Below are 18,244 nucleotides of genomic sequence, written 5' to 3'. Positions count from 1 at the left end.
GGATTGTTTATGTCTAAGCAAGAGAAAGGAGTACTTGCGATTGGCTCGGGATCCATGCTGGATTCATTGGTTAAAACCTGGCATGAAGCGGGAAACTTCACACTGACGGTTTGCACAACTGACACGGAAACTCCCGATCATGTTGCATTTGCGGTATATCAGGAGCCTGACGAACAGGGAGGATTGACCCCAAATGTCACGATGAAACGGAGAGATCTCAAACAAGATTGGCGCAGTATTATTCGACCATACCGTTTTATCCTATACGCTGCCCAACTTGATAATTTGGCTGAATGGAGAGACCTTCAGGATGCATGTGAATTGGAGGGGAAACCCCTTCTGTCTGCGATAACCTTACGTGGGGTTGGATTAGTTGGGCCATTGTTAGATGTGGACGGAACAGCACGACCAGAAGCGGTGTGGCGGAGCCTGCACCCGACCGTGTTCCGAAGTGAGAATGAGCAACAGAGCTTCTCGTTAACGGCACTTCATATTCTTACAAATCTGGTTGTGCATGAATATCATCGGGAAGTGACAGCAGGAAGAGACGGGAATTGTAGAGATCAATGCTATATTCTTGATCCGAACAGCTTAACAGGGAGCTGGCATTCCATTCGTTCACATCTCATCGATGTTGAACGAGGGAGTAAGGCGGCTTGCCGTATATCTACAGTGGATGAAATCATCACAGCAAGTACTGAGCGAATGAATGATTCAGATTGGTATACCAGCTTCGCAGATATGACTTCCTCTTCAATTGGAATTTTTCACAAATGGGAAGAGGCGGGAATTGTGCAGCTTCCTCTCGCACAATGCATGGTTCAGCCGATTGATCCGGCATCTGAATCATTTGTCCGACTACTGCCAGCAATCATATGCAGTGGATTGACACATGAAGAGGCTCGACGTGAGTCGGGGCTTGCAGGATTGGAAGCGTATGCGGCACGTTTATTACCGTTTCTGTTCCCTGTATCGGGGAATGATCATGTGGCTGCTATCGGTGTAGGTGCTGGTTGTGAGGCAGCTGAAGCTGTTGGACGGGGAATTAGGGCATGCTTGACGAAACGGTTGCAGGATCGTATTGACCGCAGCCGACACGGAGCGAGTCAGATGATCGTATCGCGACTGCGATTTGAACATGTAGCAGACAGCCGCTGTCAGTATTATTTGCAGTCGCTAGGTATCATGGGAGTTGAGTCTATTATTGCGGTTGGGGAGCCGCTGCTAGGTTATCCGGTAGTATGGGCCTATTCGAGGGATAATTGGTATGGAAGTGTGGATGTAGATTTCACAATTGCGCTTCGCCAGGCCCTTCAGAAGGCGCTAAATCAGGTTGAGGGGCATGCGTCCGATCTATTTCTAGTTCAATGCGAAGAAGATAATTCAATGAACACGGCCGAAATCCCTCATATTTCCTATCCGTTCACATCTGCTTATTGGATAGCAACGGTGCAAAGAGTATTGGAGAAGAACAAGAAGAACGATTCGTGCTTCGAAATATATGATTTACACAGCAGTTCTTTCCTGGGTACAGAGGCATTCTTCGTATGTGGAGTGCGGCTCAGAGAGGAGGGCTCTACGTGAACACTGTCCTGGTGATTGGAGAGGGATTACTTGCGGATGTCGTATATGCACAGTTAATGGATCAATGCGATTACAACATAACAAGATTGACGAATCACAATGAAGGAATTCCAAGTACAGGTATGAGCATCGCATTGGTGCTTCAGGATCAAGAAAACCTTGGCTTGCTGTTGGAAATGAATGAGAAGCTTCAGCAATCGGGAATTCCGTGGATATCGGCTTATTTGAGTGGGGAAGAAGGGTTCGTTGGTCCAATGAACTGGCCAGGTGCATCCGGATGCTTCCAATGCGCAGACATTAGAATGTCGATAGCGGGCAGCAATACTAATGCAACTAATGACATGCTTTTGATGCTGGTTAACCCTGACTATGTCCCTCGAGTTGAATCGGACATTGAAGTGACAGGGTATCGATTTATGGCTCAGTTACTTGTTGAGGAGACATCGAAATGCGTAAACGGACACAGTCTGTGTACCGACAGTCACATTTATATGATCAACTTGCACAGCTTGAACTGTACGCGGCATTATATTCTTCCTTATGGTGCTTGTCCAGTATGCGGCCAGCTAGAAGAAGATTCGCCGGAAGCAGCGAGTATTGTGCTTAAACCATCTCCCAAGCTGGATAATAGCTATCGGTGTCGTTCCATGAATGAATTACAGGGGGTTCTGTTCAACGACTATTGGGATCGTCGATCCGGCTTATTTAACGACTTAGAGTTGCATCTTTCTTCTGTATTTGCAGATGCAGTCGTCAATCTCCCGCTCGGCTATTACGATGAGGTGACAGGGGGACGTTCCCATTCGTTCATGAACAGTCAGCTTGCTGCCATATTAGAGGGATTGGAACGTTATTGCGGCATCACACCCCGCGGTAAACGTCTAGTTGTGTTCGATAGTTACAACCAACTGAAGGAAATTGCTATGGATCCTGCTACAATCGGGCTTCATGCACAAGAACAATACGAACAGGAAGGTTTTCCGTTTGCCTCCTTTGCTCCAGATACCCCTATTGAATGGGTGTGGGGTTATTCATTTTTACAGGAGCGCCCAATTCTAGTTCCTCATCTAGTAGCCTATTACAGCTTAGGCTACGAAGGGAGTTTCGTGTATGAAACCTCCAACGGCTGCGCATTAGGAGGCAGTCTGGAAGAAGCGGTGCTGTATGGCATATTTGAGGTAGTTGAACGAGATGCCTTCTTAATGACTTGGTATGCGAGGCTCCAATGTCCTAGGCTAGATCCAAATTCCTCAGGGGATCAGGAGCTGCTTCTCATGCTTCTTCGGATCAAGGCTGTCTTAGGATATGAGGTGTTGTTGTACAACACAACAACGGAGAATGGGATTCCAAGCATTTGGGCGATTGCTAAGGGAACACCAGAACATGAAGTGAGTGTAGTCTGTTCTGCGGGAGCTCATCTTGACCCGATACGAGCAGCTAAGAGTGCTGTCCATGAACTTGCGGGGACGATCTCCATGGTTGAAAAACGTTGGAAGGAACGTGGTTCGGAAGCACTGTCTATGTTTATGGATCCGTATGAGGTACAGCAGATGGAAGATCATACCTTGCTGTACAGTTTGCCAGAAGCAGCGGAAAGACTTCACTTTCTGTTAGAGGAGCAGCGTCCAGTCCGTTCTTTTGCCGAAGAATTCCAAACACCAGTGGTTCCGGTCAGTACAGATGTAACAGAAGAGCTGAAGGAAGTTCTTGAAGTGTTCCGTCGATTGCAATTAGACGTGATTGTTGTTGATCAATCGTCCAGCGAGACGCTACGCAATGGCCTACACTGCGTGAAAGTGCTGATTCCAGGCATGCTTCCAATGACTTTTGGCCACCATCTACGTCGATTGGAGGGGATTGACAGAGTGTTGGAAGTACCGATGAAACTTGGATATGTGGATCGCAAGCTTACACGTGAGGATCTGAACCCTTATCCGCACCCATTTCCGTAAGGGATGTTGAACGAACGGCATTCGGATTGACTCCAATGATTATTCATGATTCATGCATGAGGACGCAAAAACGAGGTGGTATTGAAATAAACATACCGGTAAAATCAGTGAATGAGAAGTTGATTCCATGAAACAGCGATTGGGATATGTTGAGCTCAATCGCTGTTTTGATCTATTTCTAAATGCTATCTGATAAGAAGCCGACCATTTCTTTTTCAAAATAGAAATAAATGAGTAATAGGGATGACATTCCATAGTGAGAGAGGTATATCTATCATGCATCTATTATTTGAAAAGCTTGTGCAAGAAATTGAGTTCACGGGAAATATGAAGCAGGATATTCAACAGTTTCTAACCGCAAATCATAGCCCGGGCACTGCAGAGCATTGTATGGATGTAGGGACAGAAGCTAGAAGAATCGCGCAATTATATTATGCTGATCCGGAGAGAGCGGAATTGGGGGGATGGCTGCATGATATAAGCGCCGTATTTCCTAACGAGGAACGCATTGAGGCGGCGAGGCAGCTAGGAATTGATATACTGCCCGAAGAAGAGCAATTCCCGATGATCATCCATCAGAAGCTATCCAAGGTGATGGCCCGGGACATATTTGGCGTTCAGGATGCCGAAGTGTTGGATGCGGTGGGCTGCCATACTACGCTGCGAGCCGATGCCTCGCAGCTTGATCTTGTCCTATTTGTTGCCGACAAGATTGCATGGGATCAGCAAGGCATTCCTCCTTATATCGAGGAATTACATCATAATCTCGCAATATCGCTGGAACATGCGGCGTTTGCTTATATTCAATATTTATGGGATCGCAAGGACACACTGAAGGTCATCCACCCTTGGCTTGCAGATGCTTATGAACAATTACATGTACAATTGAATGCGGAATGAAGTTGCAATGTGGAGTGGTCTGACGCAGTAGGCGTCAGACCACTCCATTTTTCGTTAGCTGCTACCGGAAATTTGAAAGAGAAATGGGGCTCCCACTTAGTTCGAATCTAGTATAAATTGGATTATCTCTTGTGGTATTGGTAGAATAAAGAATGGTTGAAGGAAGTTTTTCGATTTTACTATTGACTATCGGAATATTGAAATAGCCACCAAAGCATATTGGGAACGGCTGGAGTTGAGGGAAAGGTGGATGGAGTAACTTGAATGTATGGGATGTATTAGGGATTGAACCAACGGAAGATGATTCTGTCATCTCAAGCGCTTATGCGAAGAAGCTGACGCTAGAGCATCCGGAAAATGACCCACAGTGGAAAGAAATGCTGCATGAAGCGTATGAAGTAGCGTTGAAGCTGGCGCGCAAAATATCAGCAGCAACAGCATCTTCCAGTATGACTCAGATCGATCATGGTGAACGGTTGGAAGAGCCATATGAACATATGGCGAGTGCAAGAGAAGAGGTTGCTGTGAGCACAGCTTATCCGTATCCCGCCAATCCGATTCAGGTATTTCTAGGCCGAGTATCTGAACTGTATAGCAACTTCACAAATCGAATCCAGCCTTCATCTTGGAAAGCCTTGTTCCAGGAGAACGCGGAATGGGATATTAAGAATCCGCAGTTACGTGATGAAATGGTGATGTTTCTTGAGGAGAAGCATTATTTTCCGATGGCGGTATGGGCCGTGCTGGAGAAGACTTTCCGTTTTCTAGAGCATGAGGAAGAATTAAGGGAACGCCATGCCGGGGAAATCATTGATTACATATTCGAACAGGTTAACGGTACGATGGAGCTGACCTATGATTGTTTCATTGATGCGGACATCGATTTTGATATTGACCGTTATCTCTACCTGCGTGAGATGGCGCAGTATATGCTTATGCAAGGAGAACTGGAAGAGGTAGGCGCATATTTGAGTGAGGCCCATGAATGGTTCCAAGACGATCCTGACCTAGAGCTCATGCGCGGCAAATACTTCGAAGCAATCGGCGAAATGGAGCAAGCAATGGATTGCTTCAATCAAGTGATTGCGATGAAACCCGATGAGTTTGAGGGACGATGGCACCGTGCACAGCTCCTATACAAGCTTGAACAATATGAAGCTGCCTTGGCGGACTGCAACCGCTTGCTGCAGATTGAGGAGAAGCAGCAAGATGCGTTGATGCTGTCCATTCATTGTTATACGCAATTAGGGCAGCTGAAGGAAGCGCGTATGAAGCTCCAGCAATCCAATGACATTGACAATGTTCATGACATTTTACGGTATGTTCACGGTATTAAGTTATTTAACAAATATAGATATGCACAAGAAGTGGAAGAAAAGGGACAGAGACAAGCACGCAAACAAATTTCATTATTTCTCGTCTACTACTATCTCCGCTTGACTTGGCTATACCTACTCATCTATGTCGGGCTTCAACTATTTATAAGCGTGCCTCTTGTCGTTACGGTAGTGTGGCTTGCAGTAATGGTGTGGAACGGTTGGAAGACGTTCAAGACTTACCGAATGATGACTACCTAGAAGGAGGGCTCCAATATGCCAAGCGAATACAATAAGCAACAAAGAAAGCAACTGGAGCTGTACTTCCGTTGTCTTTCTTCTGTATGTACGGACAGTGTGATGGGGTATCATTATATTCCGTTTGGTTTTCCATTTACGGATCGAATTCTGCGCAGAAGCTCGATGAAGAAGGCGTTCGCCGCTTGGGGAGTTACGGACAAGGAATCATTGCTCAGTCGAGTTCAGTGGCTGCTCGAAGATGGACTGCGAGAGGAGTACAAGAAGCTGCATACGAGTCTGGCAGCACGCAACGAAGTCTCTCGCAAGCGTTATGTGGAATCCTCTGTTGATCATCCTGACCATGCCAAGGTCGTAATTGTCAATGCATTTTTAAACCAGCTTCCTTCCGGAGAAATTGCGGCGTTTGGCGGGGCTTGGGCTATCTATATGTGCAATATGGGAATTACCTACGGCTACTTAACCAAGGATGAAGCCTGGGGGTTGAAGCTTAAGTCGGCACACCATTTACAGAACTGCTACAAGAGCTGGGAAGACTATCTTGCCGCTTTTGCTGCAGGCAATAGCTACTTTGCCTCGGATAGTGAAATGAAGATGCAGACTCACATTACGAGTAGAGCCTCGCTGCTGCTTGGATCGAGCACATTGGCCATGGATAAGGCGAAGTGGGGGTTAGCTTGACGATTTACTAGCAAGGTGGAATAGAAGGTGATCAGATGGCAGCTGAGGTTCATGTAGCCAGCATCCATGATTATTTTGAGCGTTATTCTGAAATGATTCATGGTGAGATGGAAAGCAGCACTTGGGAGCAGCGAGTGTTCCTTCCTCCTCACATAGGAACGGGCAGTGTGATCCGGATGCGCGTCCGTGAAGGTATGGAAATCATGGTGACCGACGTCACTTATGCGGAAGATATGAGGCTCCACATTCAGGAGGCATGCCGTCTGTTTGAACTGAGTTATTGTTTGAGCGGAGAAGTGTATTGCGAATGGGGTGGAAAAGCAAGCCATACGGAACCGCAGTCTGGCAATGTGCTGCTGTTGGAGGATGTGCAGGTATATGAGGAGAAAAAGGCAGGAATGCACCATCATATGGTCGAGGTGAGATTTTCACCGGATGAACTGTATGCCTATGCCGCTGATGCGGCCGAGAAGCAGAACATGGAGAGATTGCTTCATCGTCACCTTGGCAGTATTGACTCCTATTCGGTCACACCTGACATTCATCGATGTGTAACGGATATGCTTCGGTGCAATTATCGGGGAAAGATGAAGCGACTATACATGGAGAGCAAAGCTATCGAATTCCTCGCCTTATTCGGAGAGACTGACGAAATTCATGATCGAACAGTGAGACGAATCGTTCGACGCGATGATATCGTGAAGCTTCATGAGGCAAGGGAAATTGTAATGAACAACTATGAACAGCCCTTGTCGATACGAGAACTCTCCAAGCATGTCGGGATCAACGAATTCAAGCTGAAAGCAGGATTTCGAGAATTGTTCGGCTCAACAGTATTCGAACTGGTGCGCAAGCAGCGGATCGAGAAAGCGATATGGCATATGGAAATGGGGCATCTGAATGTAGGGGAAGCAGCCGTCGCGGTCGGGTATAGTAATGTTAGCAACTTTACGGCAGCCTTTCGCAAGCATTACGGCTGCAATCCAAGCTCGTTCCTCAAGCAGTTGGAACAGCAGGATCAAGTTCGAAGGTCGTCTTCGAATGGCGCGACTCTTTCATTTCGCAAGGGGGACCCTTTGGCCTAATGTAGGTAGAAGGGTTCTTCAATTATTTCCTCTATAGGGACAAAGACTCCCTCTTCAGGTAGAGCATGTGAACATGATTGGCTCATAATTAGAGTATTCATGTGATTCTAACTACTGGAGGGAATCGTAATGTCTCCTATTTTGATAACTACATCACAACGCACGGATGGTAATCAGCGAATAGAGGGGAATCCGAAACGATGGATTGCACTCGTTATCGTACTGCTGCCGACGCTGCTTATCTCACTGAACACTTATATGATTCAGGTTGCTCTGCCGTCGATGCAGCACAGCTTGAACGCAAGCTTCGCTGAAGCGCAGCTAATCGTTACAGGTTTCTCTCTTGGCTTGGCGGTGGCCTTGATCATCAGCGGGAAGTTGGGTGACATATACGGAAGAAAACGGCTGCTTCTTATTGGAGTGAGCGGGTTCACAATCATGGCCATGCTTGGAGGCTTGACCTCGGATCCTTCCCTGCTTATTGCCATTCGGATCGTTCAAGGCTTGGCTGCTGCGCTCATTCAGCCCCAGGTTCTTTCTACGATGCAGGTCAGCTTTCCGCCACGAGAAAAGGCAATCGCGTTCAGCATATATGGTGCAATCATTGGATTTGGATTTGCTTTTGGACTCATTTTTGGGGGCCTTATCGTCAACTGGAACCTGTTCGATCTTGGCTGGCGGATGGTGTTCTTTGTTAACGTTCCATTCGGTATGCTGGTTCTGATGCTGCTGCCAATCATTCCAGAATCGAGCGGGGAGAAACAGCCTATTGATTGGAGTGGTGCACTTCTGCTCATAAGTGGCTTATTTTTGCTTGTATATCCTTTATCGGAAGGGCAGAGGCAGGGGTGGCCGTTGTGGGTTTGGTCTTGCTTGCTGATCGGTATTGGTGTACTCATTACTTTTGTGGTATTCGAGTGTCGCACGAAGAGAAGAAACGCCTTTCCATTGGTGAATCTTGATGTATTTCGGCATGCTTCCTTTCGCGTAGGTATGTTGGCTGTGCTTGTCGTGTACCTGGGCATGTTCGCTTTCTTTTTCCTATTAAGCTACTATGTCCAATACGGCCTGCATAAGGATGTTCAAACTACAAGCATGGTGTTTCTGCCATTGGGGGTCGGGTTCTTTCTGTCCTCTCTTTTATCCTCCCGTTTCGTAGAAAAATGGGGGATAGGTACACTGAAGCTCGGCTCGATCGGCATGGCTATATGCATATTGCTGCTGATTGGTTCTATCTTGTATGACGCGAGGGCAATGCTTGATTACCGTAATCTTCTCCTATTATGGATGTACGGATTCAGTCTTGGCATGGTCACGACACCACTTGCGAATATCGTTCTGAGCACAGTTCCGAAGAAGGATGCAGGATCGGGATCAGGACTATTCACGACCTGCATGTACTTGGCGAATTCGCTAGGGGTGGCATTGATCGGTATTGTGTTTTCCGGCGTACTTGGACATGCACTCGTAGAAGCAGAGCTGTCTGATTATGTACGCGCATTTTCTGTATCAGTTGGTGCTTGCGGAGGGCTGGCATTGGAGACTTTCGTCTGTCTCTGCTTTTTACCGGATCATAGCCGGAATAACCGATTGGCAAAAGCGAAGCATACATTGTGAAAATGGAGAGAAGTAAGAGAGAAAACCATTAGAATTGGAGGAGAGCAGGGCATGAGTATGGTCACGCTGCATCAGGTCGAGTACGAGCAAAAATCTACGCTTCGCAATTTGCTGGAGCTGTATAAATATGATTTCAGTGAATACGATCCTGAGGACGTCAACGAGAACGGTCTATATGAATATATGTATCTGGATCATTACTGGACAGAGGAAGGGAGATATCCTTTCTTCATTCGAGTGAATGGGAAGCTTGCGGGATTAGCGCTCGTAAGGAAGTTGGGAACGGATGACGACAAGAGAACGGTTTATTCGATGGCGGAATTTTTCGTAATGAAAAAGTATCGGCGTTCCGGTGCAGGAAGGTATGCGGCAACAGCATTGTTCGATCGGTTTCAGGGAACTTGGAAGGTCGGGCAGATTGACGAAAACATACCTTCGCAGCATTTTTGGAGAAAGGTGATTGCAGCGTACACAAACGATAACTATGAAGAGATTCGGGAAAACGGCTGGGACGGCCCGATCCAATGCTTCTCCACTGAGCTTCAGTAGAAGAGAGTTTCAATAATCGTTGTCCGAAAAAAAATATTTTAAAATAACGACATCAATTTTACGCCCCGCTTGTGGCTTCTGGATCGCTGCATACACCAGTAGCTTTTTTAGTGGGGAAGTGTGAAGTGAACAGATGAGCATGCAAATGAAAAAGCCCGCTTGACGAACGGCTGATATGCACGAGCTATTTGTCTGAGCGGGCTATTTGGTAGTTATGTTTTATTTATTGCAGATTTGTTTAGATCAACAATCCGCCTCTTTCTTTATGCCGCGCAATGAGTACCTCACTAGTGACGGAAGTGATACCGTCTATCGCTTGAAGCATCCTCAAGCACTGCTCAGCATGCTCCGGGTCGTCCAGCAGTGCATGGACATGCAGATGCGGCTTGCCGCTCATTTGATACACATTCGTAATCTCCTCAGCCAATCTTAGCCGTTCTACGACATGCTGAAGCTTCACCCAATCCACTTCAATATCGAAATACATCGACAAGGTTTTGCCCGCCTTGAGCGGATTCACGACAATGGTGAACCGGTCAATAATTCCATCCTCCATCAATTGATGGATTCGTTCGCGAACAGCCGCTCGGGTCAAGTTGACCATTCGTCCAAGCTCCGCATTACTTAAGCGTCCATTCTCGGATAACAGCTGCAAAATCCGTGTATCGATTTCGTCTAAATTACGGAACTGCATTTGATCAACCCTTTCGACTTGTACTTGTCCTATTAAGCCCATTATAGCACATACAATGTAAAGTTAATGATGCAATCTATTGATCGAATGTATAAAAAGGTGTATACATATGTATGAGGAAGAACATGGCGCGGAAGGGGAGAGGATGTTGTCTTTACTAGCGATTGAAATACTGTTGATCTCCGTGTTGGCTGGAATCGTCGGGGCAGTGCTTGGTCTGGGTGGAGGGATTATAGTTACGCCAGCATTGACCTTATTGTTCGGTGTTGATATTAAGACGGCGATTGGCGCAAGTATTATTTCGGTCATTGCAACCTCCAGCGGGGCAGCGATCGCTTATATCCGAGATCGGATTACGAATGTGCGAGTAGGCATGTTCTTGGAGGTTGCAACAACGGTGGGAGCGATAACCGGTGCATTTCTAGGCGGAATCATGGCGCCTACGGTACTGTATATTATCTTCGGTCTGCTGCTGCTATACTCGGCGGGGACTATGCTTAAGAAGCGGAATGATGAACTGCCGAAGGATGTACATATGCATCCGGTTGCGGAGAAGCTGCGCTTACAGGGCGAGTATTATGATAAGGCGTTGAATCAGACGGTTCCGTATAAGGTGGACAATGTATACGGCGGATTCGGCGTCATGTACGGGGCAGGGGTCATATCGGGTCTGCTTGGAATTGGCAGCGGCAGCTTCAAAGTGATGGCGATGGATGTCTTCATGAAGCTCCCGCTTAAGGTATCCAGTGCGACGAGCAACTTCATGATGGGCGTTACGGGCGCGGCAAGCGCGGGGGTCTATCTGTTCCGTGGTGACATTGATCCGGCAATCTCGGCTCCGGTGGCGCTGGGGGTTCTGATGGGAGCAACGGCTGGCGCGAGAATCATGCAGAAGATGAAGAGCAAGACGATTCGTAAATGGTTTATTCCCGTATTGGCTTATGTGGCCATTCAGATGATTGTACAGGGATTGGGGGGACTTCTATGAGTGAGCTTGGGCGAGAAGGCAGCGTACAACAGTCCGAGATTGTAAAACTGCGAGATGATAAATCGGAAGCGGTAGAGGTTGTTGTCAGCAAGTGGCTTCGGGTAGGGGTACTGGCTAGTGCAGCGGTGATCCTTGCTGGCTTGCTACTGTTCCTCATTTCTGGAGACAGTGGATATCCTGAGCAGACCTTTCCAACCAGTCTGGCAGGAATTTATGCCGGTCTATTATCAATGAAGTCATATGCGATTATCCTGACAGGACTGCTTATGCTCATTGCTACACCAGTACTGCGGGTCTTTATCTCTATTTTTGTTTTTCTGCATGAACAAGATTATTTGTATGTAGGAATAACAATGGCAGTGTTCTTGATCTTGGTCGCCAGCTTTTTCATTGGAAGTGCAGGGTGATCTATTGTGTTAGGAGTGCCTGAACAGAGAAAAGTGTCAATAATATTCGCCAGGAAATACCTGTTCATCCACTTGGATTCATGTATACTAAAATAGAATATGTATCCAAATGAAGAGAGCATTGAGTGGAAACTTGATGTTCTCTTTTCGTCTCATTTACTAGATAGGAGTGGTAGCCATGTCTATGCTGCAAGTATTAGATAAGGGGTATGTCCGGTTAGTCAACACGATGGGTTCGGATTTGACGGTTGTCAACTCCGCACGGGTATCCTATGCCAAGGAATCGATGGAGCTAAGTGAACGGGATATTCGATTGATTCAATTTCTGGCTAGAGAAGGACATACCTCGCCATTTCGACATGTCATGCTGCAGTTCGAAGTGTACGCGCCGCTTATGGTTGCTAGACAGTGGTGGAAGTATGTCATAGGTTCTTCCCATATGGAAGGCACAGGCGACAGCTTGGAGGCTTGGAATGAATCGAGCCGTAGATATATCACTGAAGATCCTACCTTCTACATACCGTCTCAGGGGGAATGGAGAAGCAAGCCTGAGAATTCGAAGCAGGGCAGTGGAGACATTGTATCCTGGGAAATCGGGCAGAAGCACACGGACGAGCTGATGAACTACATCGAGCTTGGCGTTGCCAAGTATGAAGCGGCACTAGAAGATGGCATATGCGCGGAGCAAGCTAGATTATTTCTGCCTTCCTATGGCATGTATGTGCGCTGGTATTGGACAGCCTCCCTGCAATCGGTAGCTCACTTCTTGAATCAACGCCTGGAGCATGATGCTCAGAAGGAAATTCAATCTTACGCGAAGGCGATATTGGAGCTTAGCAGACCTATTTTCCCACATTCCTTGCAAGAGCTCTTGAAGCAGGATGTTGGGGAGTAAATGCAGGTATCAAGTGCATGTAAATGGTCTTGAGGAGAGTATGCAATGGACGCAGCCATATTGGTATTCGGCTACTCCAATATGGTGCGTCCATTCTCATTTTCTATGAAATGCTTTACTTATAGACCTTTAGATTTATTGCCCGCTGGTAGTAAGCGTCGTTCCACGCTCTCGTACATATCAAGCAAGCGAGATAGCCACGCAAATCTAGTGGATGACCAGCACACGAGCACTGCTGAGAAGATCCCGATCATTGCGCCTACTGCAATATCTACAGGATAATGTACGCCAACCCATACACGAGATAACGCTACACAACCCGCCAGCACGAGCCACAACCAGCCCCAGCCTGTTTTTTTGCGCATCAGCCAGAACGACGCACAGATGGAGAAAAACAATATCGTATGATCACTGGGAAATGAATTATTGATGCTGTGATCGATTAATTTACTAACATGCGGGAGTTCCGCAAATGGTTGATGATGCGAATGGAACATTCCAACCGCTTTGCCAAGGAGCTCTGCGAGAATGAATGCAAATCCGCCCTGCAGCACCATCATGCGATTGGCTGTTGTACGAGTGAACCAAAATAACAGCATGCTAGCTGCTAACAGATAGATCGTATATTCCGCAATGAATACGACAGATGGATTTAGAAAGGAGAGCTGCTTGCCTAAGTCGTTAATTCCACGAAACATTTCAATATTTAATTGGGGTAATGACACGTATGTTCTTCCTCCTTGTGACCTATATCAATTAGATCTAGTATTTATTCCATATGCTTAGTATAGGGAGAGGGCTTTAATTGCTCCTTAATAAATTCTTAATATTACATAAAAATCTGATCAGAATCACCTGGTTATTTATGGGTTATCGCGTATTTGCTAATATGAACCGAATGGGGAACACGATTGTTATGATTCCTATGTTGAAATAGGAGGCTGTCAAAATGGACTTCAATCTTTTGTGTCACTATTACGAAGCCGCACGAGGGCCATTTCACAATTTGTCTGCACTGTCTATTGAAGAAGCGAACAGCATCTTGTCCGAGTTAAGAGAGAATGGAAGAGGTTTTGCAAGCAAACGATCTGAAGATTACATGCAAATTAGGCGTCAATTAGAGAAGCAGGCAAGAATGATGTTTGTAGAGCAAGGCGGCAATCCTCGGACGCTATATCCTCACTATATGACATTAGGGCAATGCCACTGGCTGCTGGAGTGGTATGAAGAGGGAAGAGAAATACTAATCTATATTGATGATTTCGATCTTAGTACCATTAGTTTTACTTATGGAGACTTATTTCAATACGATGCGAGTTGAGGACGGGAAGCCATATCGCAAAAAGGTATATACCCGAGATAGTATTCGGCAGGTAGTTGAACAGTTTGGCTGGCCACAGCAATGGAACGCGCACGGTCATTATGGCCCTGAGCGATATATTGAAGTTCAAATATGGGATGATCGGGTCATAGAACGATACAGAAACAAATGGATAAATACTGAACATGCAGACATCCACGCTTTTGAGGGGAGAACAATGGTATGAGTATAGCGTCGCTTATTACTTTGCAGCCTGAGTGATCGAGGGGAAGCCATGTATTCAGGTTCCGGACGAGTTTCATTAACGACATGGATTGGAATGATAAAGGAAAATTGTGAATATTGATGATGGTCTATGAGGAAGATGTGAAATCTTCATTCAAATGTTGGAGACGAGAATGAGAGAAATACCAGAGCCATAAGGCGTCTCTTAGGAGGATTCTTGTGACAAGGCATAATAATCCACCTAAGCGACGATAGCGAATCTATGTAAATTTCGTTACGTAATAAGTTTGCAGGAACAAAGAGATTTCATCGTTAATGGTGACCAAATCGGATTCTGAAGGGAAATGTCCCATCTCGTATGATTTGATTGCGGTCAGATTCGGGATGATTGCGCGTGCTGTTTGATTGACCTGCCGTTCAGGGAAAAAGATGTCCTTTCGGCCTGTAATAAGAAGAGTCGGCGCATGGAAATGCTGGAGTTCCTCTTTTTCTGTAAGCTTAGGCATATTTTGCTCAAGTTTCACATATCGAAAAATGTCTCCAATAATTTTCTTGTCTATTGCCTTCATCGTGTTGTCAGACATGGCATTGGTTAGCTTATCAAGGTATCGATCTGAGGAAGTTGCATGGAACAGAAGCAGTGGCAAAAGGATGTCCTTGATCATTTTGAGCTTCGATCCTAAGCGTATCCCTGCTGGTGACACAAGCACGGCGCAGTCTATTCTATGCGGCATACAGGCGGCTAGTCTTAATATGATTCCTGCTCCATAAGAGGTGCCTATAAATCCACATTTCTCGATATCAAGACCGTTCATGAGTTCTTGAAGCCATAGGGCGAAGCTATTATCCTTAGCTGACACTCTAGTTTCTGCACTAAACCCAGGATGACCAATCGTATCAGGCGCATAAATTCGATACTGGCTCGTTAATGGAGAAAACCAAGACAATGTCATTGGGTTGATGCAGTTTCCCCCTTGTAATAGGAACAACGGTTTTCCATCAGTGGGTCCCACAGCTAATAGATGAGTTGAGCCAAAGCTCGTATTCAGATACATGCGTTCAACGGGAAACGGCAAAGCTTGTATATAGTTTTCATAATGATTCGCAATCAAACTCTTACCCTTTTCGCTTTTATAAATCGTTACTATGCTGTTCATCGAACGCCTCCTCCGTACTTAGCACCATCCTATAGTTACGTTACATATCGAAATTGGATGCAGATGGGGCGAGAAAGTTTAATTCTCTAATTGAAGATGTGGCGAGGCTGATCTTTGTCAGGTTGAAGACGTAGGTGGTTGCTCGGCATTTGAAAAAAGAAGGAGTGTTGGTTAATGGGACGTGTCTGTAGAAATAGGTATGTCGTTCAGACTGTATGGCTTGTCATATTTCTCATTCTACTTCAAGGCTGTACATCCAAGTCTGGCCCTGAGTATTTGGAAATGAAGGGCTTGAATCAAGATGAACAAGAGATTGTACAGCTCATCAACAAACGAATGCAATATTTGCATGAGGGCAATGCGGAGGAATATATGAAGCTAATCGCACCGAATAGTCCGATAACAGGCATGCCGACCTATCAATTGAAGGCGGTGAAGCTGCACACTCCCATCCATATCCAAGAGCAGAAGAAGGCATATCAAGTCCTTCTCCTAGCTGATGATATGCTGACCAACGATGATTATTTCACGTCACAATACGTATTTATCAAAGGGAAAGATCCCGACTCGAAATGGCTTATCTACGATATTGATTAAATTTATTCGTAAAGAAGGTCAGAGGTTTGCCATTTGAAGAGGTCGAAAGGATATCTGATATGAAGAGATTGGTGTAGGGTATAGTTAGGTGGAGCGGATTATCCGCTATGGTTTGCTGGCAGCAGCTATTCTGTTCGTGGTATCATTTTTTGCATGGAAAAATAGAAGGCAGTAGATTACATGATCTACGAAATGAAAACCAATTTGAAGGAGGTAGGATAGCATGAGCTCAATCACTGTTCTTCACTATGATGCGTTCACTACAATTCCACAGAAGGGCAATCCAGCAGGTATTGTGCTTGATGCATATGCATTAAGCGAGCAGGACATGCAGCGAATTGCGAAGCAGGTCGGATATAATGAAACGACATTCATTCTTCATTCGGATCAAGCAGATGTTCGATTGCGATATTTTACCCCAGGGCATGAGATGAATCTATGCGGCCATGCAACTATAGCGTCGTTGTATTGTTTACATTCGAGGGGCTATTTTGGAGAAAAGAAAAGCATCAACATCGAAACGAAGGCAGGTATATTACCGATTGAATTCACGATCCTTGATGGACGACTGTACATCAAAATGAAGCAGAACAGTTCACAGTTTATTCCCTTTCAAGGAGATATCGCGCGATTAGCGGAGTCAATCGGATTGCAGGTAGACGATATCGATCTGACCGCATCTATAGCTTATGGAAGCACAGGCATATGGACTCTGCTAGTACCTATTAAGAGACTTGAGAAGTTTAAGGCCATGAAGCCTATGAATACCATGTTCCCGAGTATATTGACAGAAATCCCGAAAGCGTCCATTCATCCATTTTGTATGGAGACTTATCATCCTGATGCGTTCATGCATGGAAGACATTTCTCCTCTCCGTATTCAGGAACGGTAGAAGATCCTGTAACAGGTACAGCATCCGGGGTTATGGGGGCTTATTACTTGCAATATATGCGCACAGATCTGAATTCAGCTGAATTCGTTGTAGAGCAAGGCCAAGAGATGGATCGCGATGGCAGGGTTAAGGTTCAAGCAGTGAGAAATGATGACCAGATTGAAGTTTATATTGAGGGGACTGCTGTATTCGTCAAGGAAATAACCGTTGATATTGACCAATAAAGTGTATAGTAATGGAATATGATAAGCGTCCTTATAAAACACTAAGTGACCCGACTGAAAACTCGTTTTTTAGTCGGGTTATTTCATTATAGGGGGAGACTTCATAATAAGGTTCTCAGTAAATCGAATCTTTAATAATTATGGACGGAAAAAGAAACATAGAAGTGAAAAACTTCTGTGTTTCTTTTTGTTTAATAATTTTGTTTTGTTAAATTCTAATGTTGATATTTGACCATAAGAAAACCGCCTTGGCGTGAAAAGGCGGTTTTTTGAACCATAGTATCCGTTAGTTAACTAACTAATATATTCATTTCATATTTTTCAATAAGTCTTCTACCAATATTCCATTAACCTTCAATCCAGATATATCGCAATCACGAATGTCCAGATTTGATAAATTACAGTTGGATAATTGCCCGTTAGATAGGTCACAATTCATAAAACTAATTGGTTTGTAGTCACCACTGGGATTGTAATTCCCATCCCCCTCCATAGGGAGAACAATATTACGAAATTCAGTTCCGAATAATTGAACATGGTCAATTACAACATGGCTAAGATCAGCATGATTAATTTCAGTACCAGAGAGATTAGCATTTGAGATTCTGCCATCAGACATGTTCACATCATTCAATGCCATCCTTCTCAAATTCGCATTATTAATTTGTGTCTTTGCCAAGTTAACATTGTCAAAATGTAACTCCTCAGCCTTAACTTTATGGAACCTCGACTTTGAAATATCAGCCATTTCAAAATCTAAATGTTCAACATTTAATTCCATCTTATTAACCTCCAATTAATGGTGTTATAAAATATTCGACACCTGATTAGGAGTACCTTTATTTCCGACACGATAAAAATGCAATGTATCTCCCACACGCTACTGCCAGTTAGCTTAACA

18 protein-coding genes are annotated in these 18,244 nt (G+C 45.2%); 14 read left to right on the top strand and 4 right to left on the bottom strand.

Translation table 11 applies throughout. The annotated features are described in order from the left end of the window. The first annotated feature begins 9 nt into the window (after nucleotides 1-9). The 8 genes from RQP50_RS08335 (at nucleotide 10) to RQP50_RS08300 (ending at nucleotide 9,942) form a co-directional block, all read left to right on the top strand. Complete coding sequence (locus RQP50_RS08335; protein WP_315744730.1) at nucleotides 10-1,584, top strand: hypothetical protein; 1,575 nt, start codon at nucleotides 10-12, stop codon at nucleotides 1,582-1,584. Then, nucleotides 1,581-3,536, top strand: coding sequence for a TOMM precursor leader peptide-binding protein (locus RQP50_RS08330; protein ID WP_315744728.1), 1,956 nt, complete (start codon nucleotides 1,581-1,583; stop codon nucleotides 3,534-3,536). The genes RQP50_RS08335 and RQP50_RS08330 overlap by 4 nt, the downstream gene beginning before the upstream one ends. Before the next feature lie 276 nt (nucleotides 3,537-3,812). After that, nucleotides 3,813-4,436 carry a bis(5'-nucleosyl)-tetraphosphatase (symmetrical) YqeK gene (gene yqeK / locus RQP50_RS08325; protein ID WP_315744725.1) on the top strand — a complete coding sequence of 208 codons (624 nt, stop codon included), beginning with the start codon at nucleotides 3,813-3,815 and terminating at the stop codon, nucleotides 4,434-4,436. A gap of 260 nt (nucleotides 4,437-4,696) precedes the next feature. Beyond that, nucleotides 4,697-6,013 carry a hypothetical protein gene (locus RQP50_RS08320; RefSeq protein ID WP_315744722.1) on the top strand — a complete coding sequence of 439 codons (1,317 nt, stop codon included), beginning with the start codon at nucleotides 4,697-4,699 and terminating at the stop codon, nucleotides 6,011-6,013. A gap of 15 nt (nucleotides 6,014-6,028) precedes the next feature. Then, nucleotides 6,029-6,691 (top strand): DUF1266 domain-containing protein, encoded by a 663-nt coding sequence (locus RQP50_RS08315; RefSeq protein ID WP_315744720.1) that lies wholly within the window; start codon nucleotides 6,029-6,031, stop codon nucleotides 6,689-6,691. A gap of 35 nt (nucleotides 6,692-6,726) precedes the next feature. Beyond that, entirely contained in the window at nucleotides 6,727-7,776 is a 1,050-nt protein-coding gene (locus RQP50_RS08310) for a helix-turn-helix transcriptional regulator (RefSeq protein ID WP_315744718.1), read from the top strand. Between the two features lie 129 nt (nucleotides 7,777-7,905). Beyond that, nucleotides 7,906-9,393: an MFS transporter gene (locus RQP50_RS08305; protein ID WP_315744716.1), complete on the top strand. Its 1,488-nt coding sequence runs from the start codon at nucleotides 7,906-7,908 to the stop codon at nucleotides 9,391-9,393. 51 nt (nucleotides 9,394-9,444) lie between these two features. After that, nucleotides 9,445-9,942, top strand: coding sequence for a GNAT family N-acetyltransferase (locus tag RQP50_RS08300; protein ID WP_315744714.1), 498 nt, complete (start codon nucleotides 9,445-9,447; stop codon nucleotides 9,940-9,942). Nucleotides 9,943-10,180: 238 nt separating this feature from the next. Here RQP50_RS08300 and RQP50_RS08295 read toward each other — a convergent pair whose 3' ends face one another. After that, complete coding sequence (locus tag RQP50_RS08295; RefSeq protein WP_315744712.1) at nucleotides 10,181-10,636, bottom strand: Lrp/AsnC family transcriptional regulator; 456 nt, start codon at nucleotides 10,634-10,636, stop codon at nucleotides 10,181-10,183. Between the two features lie 109 nt (nucleotides 10,637-10,745). On the opposite strand from RQP50_RS08295, the gene RQP50_RS08290 reads away from it, so the two are divergent. The 3 genes from RQP50_RS08290 (at nucleotide 10,746) to thyX (ending at nucleotide 12,926) form a co-directional block, all read left to right on the top strand. Continuing rightward, the gene (locus tag RQP50_RS08290) at nucleotides 10,746-11,624 is read left to right on the top strand and encodes a sulfite exporter TauE/SafE family protein (protein WP_174808009.1); all 879 of its coding nucleotides are present in this window, start codon (nucleotides 10,746-10,748) and stop codon (nucleotides 11,622-11,624) included. Beyond that, nucleotides 11,621-12,031, top strand: a complete 411-nt coding sequence (locus RQP50_RS08285; protein WP_315744710.1) for a DUF1634 domain-containing protein — start codon at nucleotides 11,621-11,623, stop codon at nucleotides 12,029-12,031. Before RQP50_RS08290 ends, RQP50_RS08285 begins: the two co-directional genes overlap by 4 nt. Before the next feature lie 178 nt (nucleotides 12,032-12,209). Continuing rightward, nucleotides 12,210-12,926, top strand: a complete 717-nt coding sequence (thyX, locus tag RQP50_RS08280; RefSeq protein ID WP_315744707.1) for an FAD-dependent thymidylate synthase — start codon at nucleotides 12,210-12,212, stop codon at nucleotides 12,924-12,926. Between the two features lie 119 nt (nucleotides 12,927-13,045). Here the strand turns inward: thyX and RQP50_RS08275 are convergent, their stop codons facing one another. Next, nucleotides 13,046-13,651, bottom strand: a complete 606-nt coding sequence (locus RQP50_RS08275; RefSeq protein WP_315744705.1) for an undecaprenyl-diphosphatase — start codon at nucleotides 13,649-13,651, stop codon at nucleotides 13,046-13,048. Nucleotides 13,652-13,875: 224 nt separating this feature from the next. Here RQP50_RS08275 and RQP50_RS08270 point away from each other — a divergent pair, with 224 nt between their 5' ends. Beyond that, nucleotides 13,876-14,247 carry a hypothetical protein gene (locus RQP50_RS08270; protein ID WP_315744703.1) on the top strand — a complete coding sequence of 124 codons (372 nt, stop codon included), beginning with the start codon at nucleotides 13,876-13,878 and terminating at the stop codon, nucleotides 14,245-14,247. 485 nt (nucleotides 14,248-14,732) lie between these two features. Here RQP50_RS08270 and RQP50_RS08265 read toward each other — a convergent pair whose 3' ends face one another. Further along, the gene (locus RQP50_RS08265) at nucleotides 14,733-15,629 is read right to left on the bottom strand and encodes an alpha/beta fold hydrolase (RefSeq protein WP_315744702.1); all 897 of its coding nucleotides are present in this window, start codon (nucleotides 15,627-15,629) and stop codon (nucleotides 14,733-14,735) included. 174 nt (nucleotides 15,630-15,803) lie between these two features. Here RQP50_RS08265 and RQP50_RS08260 point away from each other — a divergent pair, with 174 nt between their 5' ends. Then, complete coding sequence (locus RQP50_RS08260; RefSeq protein ID WP_315744700.1) at nucleotides 15,804-16,226, top strand: hypothetical protein; 423 nt, start codon at nucleotides 15,804-15,806, stop codon at nucleotides 16,224-16,226. Nucleotides 16,227-16,449: 223 nt separating this feature from the next. Beyond that, on the top strand, nucleotides 16,450-17,343 hold the full coding sequence (locus RQP50_RS08255) for a PhzF family phenazine biosynthesis isomerase (protein WP_315744698.1): 894 nt from the start codon (nucleotides 16,450-16,452) through the stop codon (nucleotides 17,341-17,343). 307 nt (nucleotides 17,344-17,650) lie between these two features. Here RQP50_RS08255 and RQP50_RS08250 read toward each other — a convergent pair whose 3' ends face one another. Further along, nucleotides 17,651-18,124 carry a pentapeptide repeat-containing protein gene (locus tag RQP50_RS08250; protein WP_174811547.1) on the bottom strand — a complete coding sequence of 158 codons (474 nt, stop codon included), beginning with the start codon at nucleotides 18,122-18,124 and terminating at the stop codon, nucleotides 17,651-17,653. Between the last annotated feature and the right edge of the window lie 120 nt (nucleotides 18,125-18,244).

It is taken from the genome of Paenibacillus suaedae, assembly GCF_032337355.1.
GTDB lineage: Bacteria > Bacillota > Bacilli > Paenibacillales > Paenibacillaceae > Paenibacillus_B > Paenibacillus_B suaedae.
Note: the sequence above shows the minus strand (reverse complement) of the source record. Positions and strands in the feature narration are given on the sequence as shown.